The organism is Microcoleus sp. CZ3-B2 (assembly GCF_036705055.1).
In the GTDB taxonomy this organism is placed as follows: domain Bacteria; phylum Cyanobacteriota; class Cyanobacteriia; order Cyanobacteriales; family Microcoleaceae; genus Microcoleus.
In genome coordinates this window covers 41,818-60,384 of sequence record NZ_JAUBTN010000013.1, presented here as the reverse complement: position 1 = coordinate 60,384, position 18,567 = coordinate 41,818, and the positions used below count along the sequence as shown (strand labels likewise).

Below are 18,567 nucleotides of genomic sequence, written 5' to 3'. Positions count from 1 at the left end.
AAATTGCCGTAAATAGAAGTTTCTCCAGCGCTAAAAACAGATACGGTTAATATACTGCACCCAACGTTCACTGCAGTCCGAGAACGCAATCATTTTTTTAACGGACACAGGGTTGATTTCAGCCAGGATGGCAAGTTGATTGCGAGTGCGAGTGACAATTTTATGGTGAAAGTTTTTCAGCCGAACGGTAAGTTAATTTTGAGTTTGCCGGGACACAGCAAGTCAATTACTGAGGTGGTTTTCAGTCCAGACAGTCAGTTAATTGCTTCTACAAGTTTTGATAAAACTGTCAGAATTTGGCGCAGATACGGAACTTTGCAGCAAATTTTGAAAGGACGTGAAGATTTAGTTTGGAGTGCGAGTTTTAGTCCTGATTCTCAGCTAATTGCTAGTGCAAGTTCCGATCGCACTGTTAAGATTTGGAGTGCAGGCGGCGTTTTGCTGCAGACTTTAACAGGACATACTAGACCGGTAACATCAGTCAGGTTCAGTCCCGACGGCAATCTTTTGGTTTCCACCAGTCAGGATCGAACTGTGAAACTTTGGAAACGCAGCGGGAAAACAGAGTTTCGAGTTAAGAAAACTCTTTTGGGACCTGGAGTTGAAGTTTGGGGCTGCAATTTTTCTCCCGACGGCGAGATGATTGCTTCGGCGAGTCACGATTGGACTGTGAAACTCTGGAACACCGATGGCAAGTTGCTCCAAACTATAGCCGATTCTACCGCAGGTTTGGGATCTGTTGCTTGGAGCGCCGACAGCAAGTCGATCGCAGGGGGCAGCACGGACGGTAATGTGAGAGTTTGGCGGCGAGATGGTACTTTGCTGCAGATTTTTCAGGGAAATCGAGCGGATGTATGGAGTGTGAGTTTTCGTGGCGATCGCACAACTTTAGCATCTGCCGGCAAAGGTGCGTCGGTGAAGCTTTGGACTCTTGAGCCTGCTAAAGTAGAATCTGTGGAACTTGACAAATTGGTCGCAGTCGGCTGTGGCTGGCTGGAAGACTACCTGCGATACAATCCCGGTGTTGAGAGCGATCGGCATTTGTGCGAAACCAAATGACTGTTGATATTTCTTGGCAATTCTCCGCAACGGGTTTTACTTGAATTGTCACGGCGGGCGATCGGCTCTCGATTTGTCGCTACTCTTGTCTGATTGTCATATAATTTTCAGTAAGGGGTAATAGGCAATTTTCGGGATCGGGTCGCGGATGTCTATCAATCTGAACTACCTTTAACTATATGAAAAATTAAAGGTAGTTATAACTGCTATATTCTGGTTAGTCGAATCTTGGATAGATGAAATTTACTAAATATAGTAATCCTTGCAGGATTTGTAGGACTACTCGTTACCAGTTCGAGCGAAAGTAACGCTTCTGGAGCGAGGAAAAGCCTACCCAATTGCGTCCCGAGGCAATGCAGCGAGTGACATCAGTTCTCTGGCTCTTCCTGGGAAACACTTATTTAAATTGATTTAGAATTGCTACAGTCAGGTTTCAAAGGGGTGTCTGCTGTTAAATTAATCTAACCTGCAATATCGTTTCGGGTGAAATTAGGGCGATTTAAGCAAAAAAAAAATCTTGCTGAATTAACTATATGCGATCGAGCCGAGTAGAGTTGATTGCCCAACTATAAAAAGAGTATAAAATGCAGTGCAAATAGTACGCAATACTCCAGCAGCCAACCACAACTGCCAATTACCAAAGGAGGGAGCAGTGTATGAAACTGACGGGTTGAGTCCCCTTAAATCGCCGCTTGGTTTGCGATCGACTCTACAAGAATTAACTCTGTACGATTTTCTTCTAGAGTCTGACTGTGTGGGTGACGAAGTTTCTCAAATTTTTCAAGCAAACCCTTTACTTCCCGGCATTATCATCACTCAGCAAGGAAAGTTTATAGGGATGATTTCGCGCCGGCGTTTTTTTGAACATATGAGCCGCCCCTACAGTTTGGAGTTATTTTCTCAACAGCCTTTGTTGATACTCTACCGCTTTACTAAAACTGATATGTTGGTTCTCGATCGCGAAACCTCAATTATGACGGCAGTCCGGCAGTCTTTGGAGCGATCGCCACAACTAATCCACGAACCCATTGTAGTGCAGGTAGAGCCGGAAAATTACAAACTTTTAGACGTGCACGAATTGCTGCTTTCTCAGTTGCAAATTCACGAGTTAGCAACCGTAGCGATGCGCGAATCCCAAGCACAATTAAGGCATCAAGCCCAACAGCTCGAACTTGCTCTGCTGGAACTTCAGCGCACTCAAACTCAACTAATTCAAACAGAAAAAATGTCTTCTTTGGGGCAGTTGGTAGCAGGAGTAGCTCACGAAATCAACAATCCGATCGGCTTTATATACAGCAATGTACACCACGCGAAAGAGTATACTGAATGTTTAATACGGATGCTTTATCTCTACCAGCAGCACAGTTCCGAATCCATCCCAGCCATTGAAGCGGAATCAGCAAAAATCGAACTCGATTATTTGCTGGAAGATTTGCCGAAAGTATTAAATTCCATGCAGCAAGGTGCAGAAAGAGTGCGCGATATCGTTTTGTCGCTGCGGAATTTTTGCCGGTTAGACGAGGCCGAAATGAAGCTGGTCAACATTCACGACGGTATCAACAACACGATTATGCTTTTGCAAAGCCAGCTTAAAGGCAAACCGGGCCAGGAGGCGATCGCCATTCATAAAGAATACAGCGATTTGCCGCTGGTGCAGTGCTATCCCGGACAGCTAAATCAGGTATTTATGAATATTTTAGTTAATGCTATTTACGCTATAGTTGAGTGTAACAAACACGAAAATTTTGAAAAAAAAAGCCATCACTCTTCGCAAGTATGCGAGCCAAGTCATTACAAAACAAACACTACATCCTCAATTAATAACTCTACTTACCTAACTCCTACTATTCGGATATGCACGGAATTAACCGAGGAAAAAAAGGTAATAATTAGAATTTTTGACAACGGCCCGGGAATGACAGAAGCTGTTCGGAAGCGGTTGTTTGACCCTTTCTTTACTACGAAGCCGGTCGGTAAAGGAACTGGTTTGGGACTATCGATTAGCTATGAAGTTGTTGTCAACCAACACGGCGGCGAATTGAAGTGCGTTTCGGAACCGGGAAAAGGAACCGAATTTGCGATCGAGATTCCGCTTCTACAGTCTTCGCCAGCACAGATTTTGCCTCGCTTTGCTTGATACATAATAAGTCATTAGTCATTAGTCATTAGTCATTAGTTGTTAGTCATTAGTCATTAGTCATTAGTCATTAGTCATTAGTTGTTAGTTGTTAGTTGTTAGTTGTTAGTTGGGTGCCCGCCCTCTTAGTTGTTAATTGTTAATTGTTATTTGTTAGTTGTTAGTTGGTAGGGGCGGTGGATGGTGCGTGGCCGCCCTCATTTGTTAGTTGTTAATTGTTAGTTGTTAGTTGTTAGTCATTAGTTATTAGTCATTGGTGCTGTTCCCCCGAGCTTTCTGTCCAACGTCATCAGTCCGATGTCCGTCGGAAGAAGCAATAAAAGTTAGGGATTCGGCAGTTTAAACCGCTTCTTGTCAAACTTTCGTTTCTCTTGCTTGAGACTAAAAAATCAAGCCCGCCGCCTACTGCGAATTTTTGCAAACCCACTTCCACAAAATATGACTCGGCCCCTGTTGGCGGATGCGGCGCACTTGTTTTTCTAAACCCTGTTTTTCCTGCAGGGGCAATCCTCGCAACGCATTGCGAGTTTGCCAAGTTATCACTGCTAAAGTCATTCCTAAGCACAAACCGAGGCCGAGAGTCGGCCAGCGGTGAAAGTATAAACCGTAGTACACCGCAGCCCAAGTGAAGTGTTCTAACCACAAACCGATTTCGCGACGCAAACTCCAAATGCTGAAAGAACCGACGCTAATCCATAGCAATATCACAGTTAACCAGCGGCCGTAAACTGTTAGTTTGTGAAGCCTTTGGACTTCTCTTTGAAAATTTGTATCGCTTTCATTAGTCATTAGTTATTAGTTATTAGTCAACAGTCAACAGTCAACAGTCAACAGTTAACAGTTAACTAAACTTCTTCTGATGGGTTGATTCCTTCTGCGGGGAGGGGGATGGAGTTGCCCGTGCGAGTGCGCCACCAAGCTAGCAGCGTGCTGGCAATGAAAATACTCGAATACGCACCCGCAATAAAACCGACAATCAAAGCTAAAGCAAAGTATTTGAGGGTTTCGCCCCCAAACAAAAATATTGAAAACAATGTCAGCAGGGTTGTCAGGGTGGTGTTGATTGACCTTCCCAGGGTTTGCATGACCGCATCATCGACAATTTGATCGATCGACAGTCCGGGATTTAGCTTAATTACTTCCCGCACGCGATCGTAAATTACTACTGTATCGTTAACAGAAAAACCGATAATTGTCAAGACAGCGACCACAAATAAACTGTCAACTTCCACTCCCAGAACTAAACCCAATATTGAGAAAATGCCGACAGTAATAAATACGTCGTGAAAGAGAGCAACGAAAGCAAAAAAGGCATAATCTAACTGAAATCGGAACGTTAGATAAACAGTAATGCCAGCAAAGGAAAGGAATATAGCCAGCAAACCAGAACTAAACAACTGTTTGCCGAGGGTGGGCCCAACCGTATCAATTTGAATAGATTGAGGAGCAAAAGCGCCGATTTTCTCGCTCAAAGCTGCTTGCAACTTAGTCCGCTGTTCGACATTCAAAGTTTTCGTGCGCAGCGACAAACCGCGCTGTTCTTTGCCGATAACTTGAATGCTGCTACCAGCTAAACCTTGGGTATCGAGGACTTGGCGGACAGCAGCGAGATCGATGGGTTTACAATTTTCCGGTTTCGTGCAGTCGAGTTCAAATTGCAGGCGAGTGCCGCCGATAAAGTCCAAACTGGGGCGCAGGGGTGCGCGGATGTCGGGACGAGTCCAAGAAATCGCCATCGATACTATACCTGCAAGGATGATCGCGGCGGAAATACTCCACCAGAGCGATCGCTGTTTGATAACACTGAATTGCATAATTTGAAGTCAGAAGGAAGAGGGAAGAAGGAAGTTCGGCAACGAGCAATGTAACGGATGTAACGGATGTAAGTCCGATGTCCGTCGGAAGAAGGAGGAAGGAAGAAAGAAGTTCGGCAACGAGCAATGTACGGGATGTAACGGATGTAACGGATGTAAGTCCGATGTCCGTCGGAAGAAGGAAGAAGGAAGAAGTCAACTGTCAACTGTCAACTGCTTTCCTGCTTTCCTGTCAACTGCTTTCCTGCTTTCCTGCCAACAGTTAACAGTTAACTATTAGCAGCTTTTTGCAAATTGGGACAAAACCACTCGGGTTTGCGCAATCCCGGAAAGCCCAACACTACCAACATTAGAGTGCGGCTGCAAGTAATAGCAGTAAACATACTCACTACCACGCCCAAGGCCAGCGTTACAGCAAACCCTTTGACTAAACCAGCGCCCAACCAGAACAAAGCAGCACAAGCAATCAGCGTAGTTACGTTACCGTCTAAAATGCTGGAAAAAGCGCGGTAAAAACCGGATTCGACCGATCGATAAAGCGTCTTCCCCGCCCGCAACTCTTCGCGGGTGCGCTCAAAAATCAGCACGTTAGCATCTACCGCCATCCCGATGCTGAGTACAAAACCAGCAATTCCAGGCAGGGTTAATGTCACCCCCAACAGCACAAAAGCGGCCCAAGTTAACAAAGCATAAATTAACAGAGCAATATTGGCAATTACGCCTGGTAGTCGATAGTAGGCAACCATGAACATCAAGACTAAAATTAAGCCGCCGATACCCGCATTAATACTGCTTTGAATGCTATCTCGTCCCAAGCTGGCACCGATGGTGCGGTTTTCGACAATTTCCACCGGCACAGGTAAAGCACCGCCCCGCAATTGCACTCCTAAATCATTCGCTTCTTGCGCTGTAAACCGACCTTGAATTACGGCATTGCCGCCAGTAATTCCTGTTTGGGCAAATTCAACACCTACGACAGGAGAACTGATCATTCTTTCGTCTAGAAAAATGCCGAGAGTCCGTCCGGTTCCTGCTAAATTTTTAGTGAGTTCCCCAAATAATTCGCCTCCTTTAGTATCGAAACGGAGAGCGACATTCCACTCGTTACCAGTGGGTTGAGCTTGAGCATCTTTGAGGTTTTCGCCGCCGAGTCCGCTACTTTTGTAGAGTTTGGCGATCGCCTCATTGCTTCTTTTCAAAGCAGCCTGATTTTCTTTAATTGCCGCCTCATTTTTGCTGTTTCTCAATTCTTTTTGCTTTGCCAGCAATTCTTGCTGCAACTGCCTTTCAATGCCTAATTGCGCTTCTGTTCCCGGCAGTTGTTCCCGAAAGTCTAGCTTGGCGGTGCCACCCAAAACTCGTTCTGCTTGCTGCGGGTCATTTACTCCGGGTAACTGTACGAGAATTTGGTCTTCTCCTACTGTTTGCACTAATGCTTCGGAAACGCCCAAACCGTTGACGCGGTTTTCGACAATCCGTCGCACTGCTTCTAACATTCCCGGGTCAATTTTGGGAATTGTGGGGGTAGTTTTTACCTGAATTGTGAGTTGCGACCCTCCTTGCAAGTCTAATCCCAGCCGCGTCGGAATTGTTACTATTACAGTAATGGCTGCCACGATCAAAACAAAAATTAGGGCTAATACTGAACGTTGTTTTTGCATATTTAATTATTGGTTATTGGTTATTGGTTATTGGTTATTGGTTATTGGTTATTGGTTATTGGTTCGTCCCGAGTTTTTTTCGGTTTTCAAATAACAAATAACAAATAACCAACAACAAATTACAAATTACCAATAACTATTTATACTCGCAAAGCTACCATTTTTTGGACGGCTTCGACAATTTGGTTTGGCTGGACAATTGTCAGTCTTTCCAAATTACCGTTGTAAGGTGTGGGAATATCTTGCGAAGACAGGCGCAAAACTGGTGCGTCGAGTTCGTCAAAAAATCGATCGCTAATCGAAGCAATTAGTTCGGCACCGATGCCTCCGGTTTTCATACATTCTTCCACAATAATTACTTTGTGGGTTTTGCGAATGGATTCGCCAATTGTCTCCATATCCAGGGGTTTGAGAGAAATTAGGTCGATTACTTCGGGATCGTAACCTTCTTTTAGCAGTGCGGGCAGGGCTTGCAGGACGTGGTGCCGCATTCTGGAATATGTCAAGATGGTGACATCTTTGCCCGATCGCACAATTTCCGCTTTGTCTAACGGCACTAAATATTCTGTTTCTGGCAAATTTTCCTTGAGGTTGTACAGCAGGACGTGCTCGAAGAACAGAACGGGGTTATCGTCGCGGATGGCTGATTTTAAGAGTCCTTTGGCGTTGTAGGGAGTCGAACAGGCGACTATTTTCAAACCCGGTACTGCTTGGAAATATGCTTCTAGACGCTGGGAGTGTTCCGCGCCGAGTTGCCGGCCCACGCCGCCGGGGCCCCGAATCACCATCGGCATTTTGAAGTTGCCGCCGGAGGTGTAGCGCAGCATTCCGGCGTTGTTGGATATTTGGTTGAACGCCAGCAGCAAAAAGCCCATGTTCATGCCTTCGATGACCGGCCGCAATCCGGTCATTGCCGCGCCTACTGCCATGCCTGTAAAGCTATTTTCGGCGATCGGGGTGTCGAGCACTCGGAGTTCGCCGTATTTCTCGTAGAGGTCTTTGGTGACTTTATAGGAACCACCGTATTGGCCTACGTCTTCGCCGAGTACGAATACGGAGGAGTCGCGGGCCATTTCTTCGTCTAACGCCTCGCGGAGGGCGTTGAACAATAAGGTTTCTGCCATAGGAGGTGAAGCAATGATTGCAGGAGGTCAGATTAGAATCTTAACCTTTTGGGGTGCGGATGAGGATGCGATCGTACATTTGACAGTTAAGACTGGAGATTTTGCCAACATATATCATAACATTTGTATTATGTCAATCAATATTTAAGTTAAAATACTACTAACTTGCCTGCCCATAGCAGAAAAATACCATGCTCCAGACAAAAACTGAACTAACTGTGGAAGAGTTTTTCGCTCTCCCCGAAGGAGAAGGCGATATTACCTACGAACTTATTGACAATCAAGCAGTACCGAAGATGTCACCCAAAAAATTTCATTCTCGCCTCACCAGAAGCCTCATCAAAATTCTCGAACAGTGGGGTGAAGAACGGGGAGAAATTGGTGTAGAATGGGCGGTAAAATTAACCAGGCTGGGGCGAGACTGGGTTCCAGTCCCAGACCTTTTATATGTTTCTTACGAACGCTTATCTCCTGACTGGAATCAAGATGAAGCCTGTCCTGTTGTCCCAGAATTAGTCATAGAAATTATTTCACCCGAACAAACTTTCGGTCAGTTAGCAGCTAAAGCGAGAAATTATTTAGATGCTAAGGTGTTGCGGGTTTGGGTAGTAGATAGTAAGGCTAGAAGTATTACAGTTTTTTATCCCGATGCAGCACCGCAGACTTATCTGGGAGATACACTGTTAAAAGATCCACTTTTTGAGGGATTAGAATTTACTGCGGAACAGCTATTTCAGATGGCAAAAATACCACCAAAATTGTCTTAGAATCCAATAAGATAAGACGGCGGTTGAAACCGCGTCTATAAAAACGAATTCCGCCTCCGCGGAATGAAGAAAGTAACGCATTTTTACTAGGTACTCTTCAACCCGCGTCGGCGCGTGAGTGTTTGTGTAGAAGCGGTTTCAATCGCCCAGTTTTCTGGCAAACGGTGTCGCAATTTTAACCCCAGCAAAATCCAGTCTTCCAAAGTCGATCGTAACTCATTTTGACACTCCTTTAAAGTTGAACCAAAGGCGATGACTCCTTTACAAACAGTAATTTTACCGACAAAACTATTATCTTCAAGTTTGTCATAGCTCGCCTCGTCCATTGCTTTGTCAACGTATTCGCTCAGAATGAATTTTACAGTCATTGAGTTTCCTTTCGCTTGGCGAATATTTGGTTATTGGGTATTTAGATGACCTCCGCAGTTACATTTATTATATTATTTTTCTGATCTAATAGCTGTCTTCAACAATTTGCCAATTCCTACCTAAAAATCTACCATTTTTTATCACAAGTAGGGGATTTTGTCAAGCTCCTGGATTTAGATTTCAGCAAAATGTTTTTGCAACAAATCGTGAATAAATCGATAGCGCCGATCGCCCGTTTTTTGCAGCAACAGCCGATCGCCCGCAGCATCCAAAAAACGCTGGTAATCCCAAGGAATATGACCGCTAGACCACAGTACAAGGTGCAAAATAAAACTTTCAATCCCCGGAATTCCCGGCAAGAAAGCACTAATTACCGCCACAACAGCACCCGCAATCAACCCCCAAATAGACCCGGAGACTAGGGTGAAAATTAATCCCAAAATCACCCAAATCAGCCCGCCAAGCAACTTAACTCCAAACTGATACTTGCGCCGTTCCTCGCCTGTTTGCAGCCAGCTAGACGGTATGCGATCGAGGTAAAATTCTTGAAGTCCTTGCTGTTCCATCCTTCTGGCCAACCATCCCAGCCAGTGGCGAATTTGTTCGGGCCGCAATTCCTTGTTTCTCGGATACTGCTTGACTTCGCGGCTAATTTGGTGGCGAATATAGGCAGTTAACAGATATTTGCGCTGTTCTTCTACGGAACTTATGCGCTTCCAAGCTTCGATTAAAATATCGTCATAAGCCAGAGCCATCATGCTCAATAATAAGGGAACTTTTGCCAGTTTCAACAATTCTGGTTCCTTCTCGATGCTGTACCAAAGTTCGCGGCTTCTGGCTGCTTGCAGATAATTTTGAATTTGAATTTCTGTCAGAGGTTTTAGCAAAACTGCTGCTTGGAGTTTAAATCTAGTTTGGCAGTTTTTGTAAACTTCAAAACTGCTGCAAGCTACTAAATGTTTTGGTTTAATTTCGCTTTCAAGAAACTGATTGATTGCTTGAATGCACAAGTTTTGGCGCTGGCTTTCTACTTCGTCCAAGCCGTCGAGGAGAGGCAACAATTTTTGTTCGGCGATCCATTTTTTGCCCGTAGCGGGAGAGATGCCGTATTTGTACTGAAGTTGAGCAATTAACCAATCGGCGATCGCCCCGGATTCGGCTTTCCACGATCCGAGTTCAAACAACACTGGTAGAGGCAAACTAGCATCTTTTTGGGCGCGGGAAACTAACACCAGAGCCAATTCTAGCAGGGTCGTGGTTTTGCCGGAACCCGTCGCTCCCAAAATGACCAATTTGCCACCGCTGCGATCGAACACTTTAGAAATGCTAGCTTTGGGAGGAAGGCGAAAACTCGGACGGTTGCCGGCTTTGACTTCCACATCCCAACAGCGGCTAGCACCCAGAGGCTGCGAATCTGGGCTGAAGTTAGCCAGCACAGCAGCGTGCAAAGACTGCGCGATCGCGGCGACAACTTCCTGCTTCACCTCCTCCAACAATCGATCGCGGGGCGGTTGTAATCTCAGAGGAATCAATCTTGACATTTTATACACCTCGTGCTGAACACTTACCTTGCCAGATTTGCGCGCAAATGACAAGCAAGATTACCATCAGTAAAGGCATCCAGTATATATTGACGGAAATTATTGCGACAATTATCCATCTGAAATGGTAGATAAAAATCCTGACCCAGCGGCTCGCACTAAGTATTTCCACTATAAATAAACTGGCGATCGCCCCAACTCCGAAACAAAAATTATTAGTATAAATACAGAGAGGTCAATTATGTCATTTACCAACAGTCAAATCATCACAGTCAGCTTAGCAGGACTTGCAACAGCGGTGGGAGTCGCTGCTGCAACTATACAGTCTGGCGCGATGAAACAATCCCCTCATCCCGTTGCAGAATCGCCAGCAGCAACCAGAAACCCCATTGCAGCGCTGCCGGCAAACAACCCCCAATCTCTGCAACCAGAACCCCTGCAAGCCGAAACCCAGGCTGCGGCATCTCCCCCATCTCCATCTCAACCAGCCCAAAGCCCCGCACTTGAACCACCGCAAATCGTCGCAGTTTCTCCGCAAAAAGTTGAGCCAGTAGTTGTCACACCTCCCAATTCCGGGTGTAAAATTACTCAGGCTGTAGTCAGCGATCCGAATCCACCGCTAAATGTGCGATCGCACCCGCAAGTCAACGGCAGCAAAATAGTAGGAAAACTCAAAAATAATACCTTTGTTTCAGTCGCCGAAGAACAAAACGGTTGGCTGCGAATTACCGAACCACCCGGTTGGATTGCCAAAAATCGCACCGAAAGCAGTTGTGTGAATGTGAACCAGCAAATTAATTTTCTGCCTGGGGGAAATGAAGCCATTGTTAAAGGTCGAATTATCGGCGGTGGCAGTCACTCTTACCAGATTCGCGCCGCCAAGAATCAAACAATGACTGTTAAGAATCGGAGAGGTGTTTTTCCACTAATTCTGACTTCTAATGGCAAAGCTTTGACGGGAGATAATTATACAGGCAATGAAACAGAGTGGACTGGAAAAATCCCTGTTACTGCCAATTACACATTTCAACTCGACTCAAATTTCCGGGGATATGAATACGAATTTTATGTGCGAGTGCGTTGACATACTCACCGCCCTTTCATGTGGGGTGGTTAGTGAGCGTAGTCGAACTATGATTCTTGACGCTTCTTTGGGGTCTGCTATAGCAATCCTCGCATCATTTGTGAATTTCTTACTCCCTCCCCGCGAGTTCGGGGAGGGTTGGGGTGGGGTAACAATATTTACGACTCCTGCAAGGATTGCTATACCTTCGGTAGTCTTACGTCCCCTCTGCGTCAGTCAAGCGAGTCGTGGCAATGCCCTATCCCGACTTTGTTTGTATTTTTGGCTGCGTTGATTGACTGTAAAACGAATTATTCTGGTAGAATACAGGCTATACAATTATGCCTGCGGTAACTCTGCAAGCTAGTAGAAAACAGGAATGTCAACAAAAGTAGAGGAAAATCTAGCGAGCGATACTGGAATCCATAAACGTCTCGGTCAGTTAATAGAGGCATTGGTGGAGGATGAGCGCGTTGGTAGTTCTAGGGAACTAGGAAGGATTACAGGAATTTCATTCAACACCCTGGTGAACTGGAACGAGGGCAAAGCCGATCCCAGATTGCAAAAGTTAGTTCAGTTTGCCTATGCGATCGGTTGGTCTATGACAGAGTTGATGCAATATGCGGAAGGGGATGAAGATCCCTATGAGGCGATCGCTCGTAAAAAAAGAGCAGGACAGCAGAAGTATCGGAAATCGTCTTAACAAGAAGAAAAAAATATCCATTTATTCAATATTTCAATGTCACGCTAACTGCCGAAGAAATTCAGAAGCGCGACTTATTTTTACAGCGTATTAAATACGTTATTGAAGGGTTTTGGCAAGCGGTCTCGACTTTCCTGGCGCGATCGCCTGCTAACACAATTCCTTCTGACGGCGGGATTTGTGCGATGTAGAGCTTCATTAACCGATGAACGATCGGGCTCTTGTATCTTGTAGTGCCTCGCCGACGCTACTCCAGTAATCAAGGAATTGTTCCAAGCGAGATATCAAGAATCGCAAATTTCTGCCAATCTTCCGAATCAAAGTGCCACCATTCTGTTGTAATACCAATAAATCCGTGTTTTTTCATCGCATCCTTAAGCACTTGACGATTTTTCCGAGATTGGGCGCTGCCGCCTTGATAATCTCCGTGAGCTTTTTCGGTAAAATCATCGTAAGGTGTAGGCATTTCTAATTCTTTGCCAGTGCGATCGACTAAAGTTAAATCCACAGCCGCACCGCGATTGTGCCGCGAACCCCTAGCAGGATTAGCAACATAGTTCGGATCTGGTAAAACTGCCCACATTTGCTCAGTCACAGAAAAAGGCCTGTAGCAATCGTAAACTTTCAAACCCAATCCAATTTTTTCTAAATCTGTTTGCACTAGGGCTAATTTTTGAGCGACAGAACTTCTCAAAGCGCATTTGGCTTGAGAGTAAAGCTTTCGTTTCAAGAAATTGTTCGCAGTGGCGTAGCGGATATCGAGGCGAATGTTGGGATTTACTTTGCGGATGTCAACAAGGCGCGCCCAACTGGGAAGTTGACTCATGAAAATGCTTTCAGGTGTTATTGGGGTTGCTTCTGATTGGGGAGATTGCACTTCTGGTTGCTCCTGGGCGCGGACAAATGCGGGATGGTGCAGGCCGTGAAGCGAAGCTATCCCGTAGGGAATCGCACATAGCAACACTAGCATAAATGCGATCGGGTATTTTCCAAAACGATTAAATTTCATAGCTGTTCTGATTGTGAGTTTTAGAGAGTAGATTGAGGTCGTTTTTCTGTGGTACAATCAATATTATGATGTCACCGTGACTGCAGGGAAAACTATGAAAACTGCAATTTCACTTCCAGATTTAGTTTTTGAAGAAGCCGAGGCTTTGGCCGATCAGTTAGGATTATCACGCAGCGAGCTTTATACAAAAGCCTTGCAAGCGTATTTGCGGCGATACAACCGATCTCGAATTTTGAGCAAACTAAATCAAGTCTATTCTGAAGAGTCTTCTGAACTAGATCCAGTCTTGGCAAAGATGCAATTTATGTCCTTACCCCATGAGGATTGGTAATGTATCGCGGAGAAATTTGGTGGGCTAATTTACCAGATCCAGTTGCTTCAGAACCTGGATATCGTCGTCCAGTTTTAATTGTTCAGGATGATACTTTTACTCAGAGTCGTATTAGCACTGTAATCGTCGTCATCATTACTTCTAATCTGCGGTTAGCGGAAGCACCAGGTAATGTCTTGTTACCGAGTAAAGCCACAGGTTTACCCAAGGATTCTGTGGCTAATATTTCTCAGCTTTTTACTGTGGACAAAACGTTTTTAATTGAGTGCATTTGCACAATACCACAGGATTTACAGGAAGACATAGATGAAGGATTACGCTCGATCTTGTATCTTTACTAGGAAATTCAAAAGATTTTTAAATTCCCAAGCGCTGATAGATTAAATCTAAATGCCTTAATTGATACTGCGGATCGAAACAATCATCAATTTCTTTGGTCGTCATGCGAGCAGTAACGCTCACATCTTTGGCAATTAAATTGTAGAAATTGCCTTCCGGTTGGTTCCAAGCTTGGTGAGCGCAAGATTGCACAACTTTGTATGCTTCTTCGCGGTTCATGCCTTTTTCTACTAAGGCTAGCATCACGCGCTGGCTGAAGATTACTCCGCCGTACAGGTTCATGTTTCGTTTCATGTTTTCGGGATAGACTAGCAGGTTTTTTACTAAGTCTGTGGTTTCGACTAACATGAAGTGAGTGACAGTGGAACTGTCGGGCAAAATCATCCGTTCTACGGAACTGTGAGAGATGTCTCTTTCGTGCCACAGCGCTACGTTTTCTAAGGCTGCGACGGCGTTGGCGCGGACGATTCTTGCCATCCCCGTGAGTCTTTCCGATCGAATTGGGTTGCGTTTGTGGGGCATGGCGGATGAGCCTTTTTGCCCTTTGGAAAAGAACTCTTCGACTTCGAGCACGTCGGTGCGTTGGAGGTTGCGGATTTCTACTGCAAAACGCTCGATCGATGCTGCTAACAGTGCTAAGGTTTGGACGTATTCGGCGTGTCGATCGCGCGAAATGACTTGAGTGGATGCACAATCGGGTTCGAGTCCGAGGTTTTGGCAGGCAATGGCTTCAATTCGCGGATCGATATTAGCATAGGTTCCGACTGCGCCGGAGATTTTGCCGACTGCGATCGACGATCGCAAATTCACCAATCGGGCGCGGTTGCGAAACACTTCAGCCAGCCATCCAGCTAGTTTAAAGCCAAAGGTGATGGGTTCGGCGTGAATTCCGTGCGATCGGCCAACCATGACGGTATTGCGATGCTGTTGAGCCTGATAGCGAATAGCTTGACTCAAATCTTCGACACGTTGTAACAAAATATCGACGCTAGCGACTAACTGTAGCGCCAAAGCAGTATCGAGCACATCGGAACTGGTTAAGCCGAGGTGGATGTAGCGTCCGGCATCGCCTACATATTCGTTGACATTTGTCAAGAAAGCGATCATGTCGTGGCGGACTTCGGCTTCAATTTCGAGGACTCGTTTGGGGTCAAAATTAGCCTTAGCTTTGATTTCTTCGACTGCGGCGGCGGGGATGTAGCCGAGTTCGGCTTGAGCTTCGCAGACAGCGATTTCTACTTGCAGCCAGCTTTTGAGTTTGGCGGTTTCAGTCCAGATGTTGCCCATTTCGGGCAGAGTGTAGCGGTCAATCACGGTTGGGAATTGGGGAATGCGATCTCACCATTGTACATCTGTGAGGTATCGGTCTTGAGTCAGGATGGGGAATTTCGGGCGATCGGGTAAAAGTGGGGGAAATGGCGATCGGGTACAATAATTTAAACCCGAAACTTCAGAACCATGAAATATACAGTTGTTATCCAATGGTCAGAGGGCGATCGATGCTTTGTCGTATTTTTGCCGGAATTTGAGGATGTAATGCAGCCGGTAACTCACGGAGATTCTTATGAAGAAGCTATTGATAATGCGCGAGAGGTAATAGAATTACTAATCGAGAGTTGTCAAGCTGAAGGCAAACCATTACCAGCAACTAAGAAACTAGAACGATTATTTCAATCTACGCTACAATTCACTCATGCCTAAAAAGATCAGAGAATTAAAAAGCCTATTACTAAAAGCAGGGTTTACTTACCGACAGGGAAAGGGCAGTCACACTGTATGGGAACACCCTTTATTACCTGAAAAAATTACACTATCAGGTAATGATGGTGATGATGCGCCAAATTATCACGAAAAAAGAGTAATTTCTGATTTACAGAAGCTGAAGGAGATAGAAGAATGAATAGCCATTATAGTCTCATCATCCAGTGGTCAAAAGAAGATCGACTTTTTGTTGTCAGCTTGCCTGAGTTTACGGATGTCATGCAGCCTTGCACTCACGGACACACTTACGAGGAAGCGGCAAAACACGGACAAGAATTGTTAGAAACATTGATTGAACTTTATCAAGAAGATGGCAAACCTCTACCAGAACCTCACACGTTGGGGAAACGACTACAAATTGCTTAAAGTTGTTATACAATTTCTGCTACCATTCACCATAAACACCAACTAAAAACCCTATGACTTCTCAAGCCTCCAACCCAAATGTCCAAGACCTGCAAAGACAGGTGATTGCCCTGTTACAAGAAGTTAGCACTCTGATGGGTCGCGCTAGCAAAGAACTTAAGTCTGAGGATAGCCCAAAAAGCAAGTACCAGATATATCAACAGGAAATTGAAAAGGAGATTGGTAGAGTCACAGACCTAAAACTCAGAATGGCTATTGCCGCACCGATGAATGCTGGCAAATCCAAAATTATTAATGCCATTATTGGTCAAGAACTCCTGCCAAGTTCTGCTACAGCGATGACCACACTGCCAACAGAGATTGTATTGAAAGAAAATGCAGCAGAGCCGATTCTAAAATTGAGTCCTGGAATTTGTAAAGCATTTAAGAAAGCATTGGATGCTATCAGGCTGACAATTGAGCAGCAAGGGATGGCAGAAGTTCTTAAGCAGACTGGTGAATATCCGCATTTAGCAAGTTTACTCCAAGAAATCCACAGTGATACAGATTTTGGGATTTCCGAAGAAATCTATGGCAGTAAGAATATTAACAAGATCCTGACAGAGTTGAATCATATTATCCGTCTTTGCAACATTTTGGCCGTATCCCAAGATCAAGATCCTCTCCAGTTGCTCAATGACAATGACATTCCATCTATCGAAACTCCTTTTTTCAGAACAGAGCAAAATCAACAACTAGAGAAGCTAGGTAATCTTGTAATCGTTGATACGCCTGGGCCAAGTGAAGCCGGAGTCAGCGAAAAACTAGAAATTGTAGTTTCTAAGCAACTTAAGCGTAGCCAACTTGTGCTACTTGTCCTTAATTTCACTGAATTGAGGGCTGAAGCAGCCGAAAGAATTAAAGCAGAAGTTCAAAAAGTTATCAGAACAAGCAGTCAAGAAAATTTATATATTTTAGTTAATAAAATTGATGAGCGTCGTCGAGGTGACATAGATACCGAAATGGTAAAACAATTTGTTGCTAATAACCTCGAACTGGCCAACACAGACCGCGTATTTGAAGTTTCTGCTAGGCAAGCATTCTGCGCTAAGGATTTTCTCCGTCAATCATCTCTCAGTAGTCAAGATATTAAAGATGCTGAAGCTGCCCAAGCATTAGCTAGAGAAGTATGGACTGTTGATTGGGAGGATGAACTGAAGGATGCAACTGTAGAGAAATTACAAAAGAAAGCGGTAAAACTTTGGGAAGGATCAAAGTTTGCATCTTTTCTGGAAGAAGCAATTAATGTAATTTTGCGACAAGTTGCCCCCCGCTGCATGGAGTTTGCATTGAATCGTTGTCTTATTCATCTAGATGATTTATGTAATAATGCAAAAAATGACCTGACTTACATTAACAGTAATGCTGAAAAGCTTCAGCAAGCAATTGAGGATCTTAACAAAGAGCTTTCTAGTCTAACTGCTTGCCGTCGGAGTCTAGATGAAGAGGTTGCCCAAACAAAAAAGCAAATAAAGGAAACCGTAAACGCCAACCTAGAAACCCTCAAAAAAGACGTTAAAAACGAACTTGACACACTATTGAAAAAGTATGTTTTAGATTCTGCTATAACAGTATTTTCCAAGTGGTTGGACAACATATCCAACATCTTTAATAGAGATAAGGATGAATTTGAATTTGAGAGTAAGCAAGATGCCAAGCTATTCGCTGAGCAAATAGCAGCTTCGGCGAAGCAAATTATTGAACGTCAATTGGATGTCGCTTGTAAAGAGACGGATACACAGATTGAAGGCAGGATTCAAAAATTATCCGAGTTACTAGATAATGAAACTAAGCCTATTATTGAATGCGCTCAAGAGCGGTTAAAAAGAGATTTTGATGTTATTTTTAAGCCAGATATACTCAAGCTAGTTGATATTTACATAGAAGTGAATACCCCTGATCTTGAATTCAGAGGGTATGGGTTATCTGATTTACTCGCAGCATTGCTTGAAGAAGCATTTGGTGGTTTGTTGGTGCAGTTTGCTGCTCGTTTAGTGGCAATGGTAGCTAACAGTCCAATACTCAGCGCAATTTATGGTGCAGTTAGCACCTTTTTTGGTTGGTTCCGTGTGGACTTAGACAAACTTCTATATAAAGAAATATATAGAGTTAACCTAATCCTTTTCAAGGCTGAAATAGTTAAATTCTTTGACAATAAAGTCGAAGAAATTCAAGAACAATCTAACCGATTGATTGAGCAATCATTGGATCAACAAATTAAAAGATACTTTGAGGCTCTAGACTCTCTTGTAGGTGATTATAGGAAGGATTTGGAGCAATCACTAAAAGCTCAAGCTTTACCTTTAGAAACACTGAAAGAATTAAAGCAAGCGCTTGAATCATTTTCAGTAGGTAATGATAAATTACAGGTGGATAACTTGAAAGAGAAGGCTAATGAACTTCTGAATCAGACGAAACTATTAATAGCAAGATGAGATGCGTTTGTGTTTCTTGACATGACTGAGGAAGCTGGCTTATACGAGG

Annotated in this window: 21 protein-coding genes; 13 read left to right on the top strand and 8 right to left on the bottom strand. The window is 44.4% G+C overall.

Annotation, left to right across the window (positions count from 1 at the left end; genetic code table 11):
• Positions 1-12: 12 nt before the first annotated feature.
• Both QUA97_RS08405 and QUA97_RS08400 read left to right on the top strand, forming a co-directional pair.
• Complete coding sequence (locus tag QUA97_RS08405; protein WP_333194379.1) at positions 13-1,059, top strand: WD40 repeat domain-containing protein; 1,047 nt, start codon at positions 13-15, stop codon at positions 1,057-1,059.
• A gap of 589 nt (positions 1,060-1,648) precedes the next feature.
• Positions 1,649-3,196, top strand: coding sequence for a sensor histidine kinase (locus QUA97_RS08400; protein WP_333194360.1), 1,548 nt, complete (start codon positions 1,649-1,651; stop codon positions 3,194-3,196).
• A 402-nt stretch (positions 3,197-3,598) separates the two neighbouring features.
• Here the strand turns inward: QUA97_RS08400 and QUA97_RS08395 are convergent, their stop codons facing one another.
• The gene (locus tag QUA97_RS08395) at positions 3,599-3,985 is read right to left on the bottom strand and encodes a hypothetical protein (protein WP_194067056.1); all 387 of its coding nucleotides are present in this window, start codon (positions 3,983-3,985) and stop codon (positions 3,599-3,601) included.
• A gap of 56 nt (positions 3,986-4,041) precedes the next feature.
• Entirely contained in the window at positions 4,042-5,010 is a 969-nt protein-coding gene (gene secF / locus QUA97_RS08390) for a protein translocase subunit SecF (protein WP_194067055.1), read from the bottom strand.
• A gap of 77 nt (positions 5,011-5,087) precedes the next feature.
• Here secF and QUA97_RS08385 point away from each other — a divergent pair, with 77 nt between their 5' ends.
• Positions 5,088-5,276: a hypothetical protein gene (locus QUA97_RS08385; protein WP_194067054.1), complete on the top strand. Its 189-nt coding sequence runs from the start codon at positions 5,088-5,090 to the stop codon at positions 5,274-5,276.
• A 3-nt stretch (positions 5,277-5,279) separates the two neighbouring features.
• Here QUA97_RS08385 and secD read toward each other — a convergent pair whose 3' ends face one another.
• Positions 5,280-6,671, bottom strand: coding sequence for a protein translocase subunit SecD (secD, locus tag QUA97_RS08380; RefSeq protein WP_194067053.1), 1,392 nt, complete (start codon positions 6,669-6,671; stop codon positions 5,280-5,282).
• Between the two features lie 140 nt (positions 6,672-6,811).
• Entirely contained in the window at positions 6,812-7,795 is a 984-nt protein-coding gene (locus tag QUA97_RS08375) for an alpha-ketoacid dehydrogenase subunit beta (protein ID WP_194010298.1), read from the bottom strand.
• Between the two features lie 13 nt (positions 7,796-7,808).
• Here QUA97_RS08375 and QUA97_RS08370 point away from each other — a divergent pair, with 13 nt between their 5' ends.
• Positions 7,809-7,943 (top strand): hypothetical protein, encoded by a 135-nt coding sequence (locus QUA97_RS08370; RefSeq protein ID WP_255515840.1) that lies wholly within the window; start codon positions 7,809-7,811, stop codon positions 7,941-7,943.
• 43 nt (positions 7,944-7,986) lie between these two features.
• Positions 7,987-8,562: a Uma2 family endonuclease gene (locus QUA97_RS08365; RefSeq protein WP_194067052.1), complete on the top strand. Its 576-nt coding sequence runs from the start codon at positions 7,987-7,989 to the stop codon at positions 8,560-8,562.
• An 86-nt stretch (positions 8,563-8,648) separates the two neighbouring features.
• Here the strand turns inward: QUA97_RS08365 and QUA97_RS08360 are convergent, their stop codons facing one another.
• Together QUA97_RS08360 and QUA97_RS08355 are read right to left on the bottom strand one after the other, a co-directional pair.
• Complete coding sequence (locus QUA97_RS08360) at positions 8,649-8,930, bottom strand: type II toxin-antitoxin system HicB family antitoxin (RefSeq protein ID WP_228049896.1); 282 nt, start codon at positions 8,928-8,930, stop codon at positions 8,649-8,651.
• Positions 8,931-9,104: 174 nt separating this feature from the next.
• A complete protein-coding gene (locus QUA97_RS08355) occupies positions 9,105-10,472 on the bottom strand; it encodes an NACHT domain-containing protein (RefSeq protein ID WP_333194358.1) in 1,368 nt (455 codons plus the stop codon).
• Positions 10,473-10,713: 241 nt separating this feature from the next.
• Here QUA97_RS08355 and QUA97_RS08350 point away from each other — a divergent pair, with 241 nt between their 5' ends.
• Positions 10,714-11,556, top strand: coding sequence for an SH3 domain-containing protein (locus QUA97_RS08350; RefSeq protein ID WP_194067050.1), 843 nt, complete (start codon positions 10,714-10,716; stop codon positions 11,554-11,556).
• A 358-nt stretch (positions 11,557-11,914) separates the two neighbouring features.
• On the top strand, positions 11,915-12,238 hold the full coding sequence (locus tag QUA97_RS08345) for a transcriptional regulator (RefSeq protein WP_333194357.1): 324 nt from the start codon (positions 11,915-11,917) through the stop codon (positions 12,236-12,238).
• Between the two features lie 259 nt (positions 12,239-12,497).
• Here the strand turns inward: QUA97_RS08345 and QUA97_RS08340 are convergent, their stop codons facing one another.
• Positions 12,498-13,247 carry a M15 family metallopeptidase gene (locus QUA97_RS08340; protein ID WP_333194356.1) on the bottom strand — a complete coding sequence of 250 codons (750 nt, stop codon included), beginning with the start codon at positions 13,245-13,247 and terminating at the stop codon, positions 12,498-12,500.
• A 94-nt stretch (positions 13,248-13,341) separates the two neighbouring features.
• Here QUA97_RS08340 and QUA97_RS08335 point away from each other — a divergent pair, with 94 nt between their 5' ends.
• Together QUA97_RS08335 and QUA97_RS08330 are read left to right on the top strand one after the other, a co-directional pair.
• Entirely contained in the window at positions 13,342-13,578 is a 237-nt protein-coding gene (locus tag QUA97_RS08335) for a hypothetical protein (protein WP_194071021.1), read from the top strand.
• Positions 13,578-13,919, top strand: coding sequence for a type II toxin-antitoxin system PemK/MazF family toxin (locus QUA97_RS08330; protein ID WP_194071020.1), 342 nt, complete (start codon positions 13,578-13,580; stop codon positions 13,917-13,919). The genes QUA97_RS08335 and QUA97_RS08330 overlap by 1 nt, the downstream gene beginning before the upstream one ends.
• 16 nt (positions 13,920-13,935) lie before the next feature.
• Here the strand turns inward: QUA97_RS08330 and purB are convergent, their stop codons facing one another.
• Positions 13,936-15,231 (bottom strand): adenylosuccinate lyase, encoded by a 1,296-nt coding sequence (gene purB / locus QUA97_RS08325; protein WP_333194355.1) that lies wholly within the window; start codon positions 15,229-15,231, stop codon positions 13,936-13,938.
• A gap of 144 nt (positions 15,232-15,375) precedes the next feature.
• Here purB and QUA97_RS08320 point away from each other — a divergent pair, with 144 nt between their 5' ends.
• From QUA97_RS08320 to QUA97_RS08305, 4 genes are read left to right on the top strand one after another with little or no spacing between them, the layout of a single operon-like run.
• Entirely contained in the window at positions 15,376-15,618 is a 243-nt protein-coding gene (locus QUA97_RS08320) for a type II toxin-antitoxin system HicB family antitoxin (RefSeq protein ID WP_333194354.1), read from the top strand.
• Positions 15,611-15,817, top strand: a complete 207-nt coding sequence (locus QUA97_RS08315; RefSeq protein ID WP_106148795.1) for a type II toxin-antitoxin system HicA family toxin — start codon at positions 15,611-15,613, stop codon at positions 15,815-15,817. The genes QUA97_RS08320 and QUA97_RS08315 overlap by 8 nt, the downstream gene beginning before the upstream one ends.
• Positions 15,814-16,044, top strand: a complete 231-nt coding sequence (locus QUA97_RS08310; RefSeq protein ID WP_333194353.1) for a type II toxin-antitoxin system HicB family antitoxin — start codon at positions 15,814-15,816, stop codon at positions 16,042-16,044. The genes QUA97_RS08315 and QUA97_RS08310 overlap by 4 nt, the downstream gene beginning before the upstream one ends.
• A gap of 53 nt (positions 16,045-16,097) precedes the next feature.
• Positions 16,098-18,518 (top strand): dynamin family protein, encoded by a 2,421-nt coding sequence (locus tag QUA97_RS08305; RefSeq protein ID WP_333194352.1) that lies wholly within the window; start codon positions 16,098-16,100, stop codon positions 18,516-18,518.
• Positions 18,519-18,567: the final 49 nt, after the last annotated feature.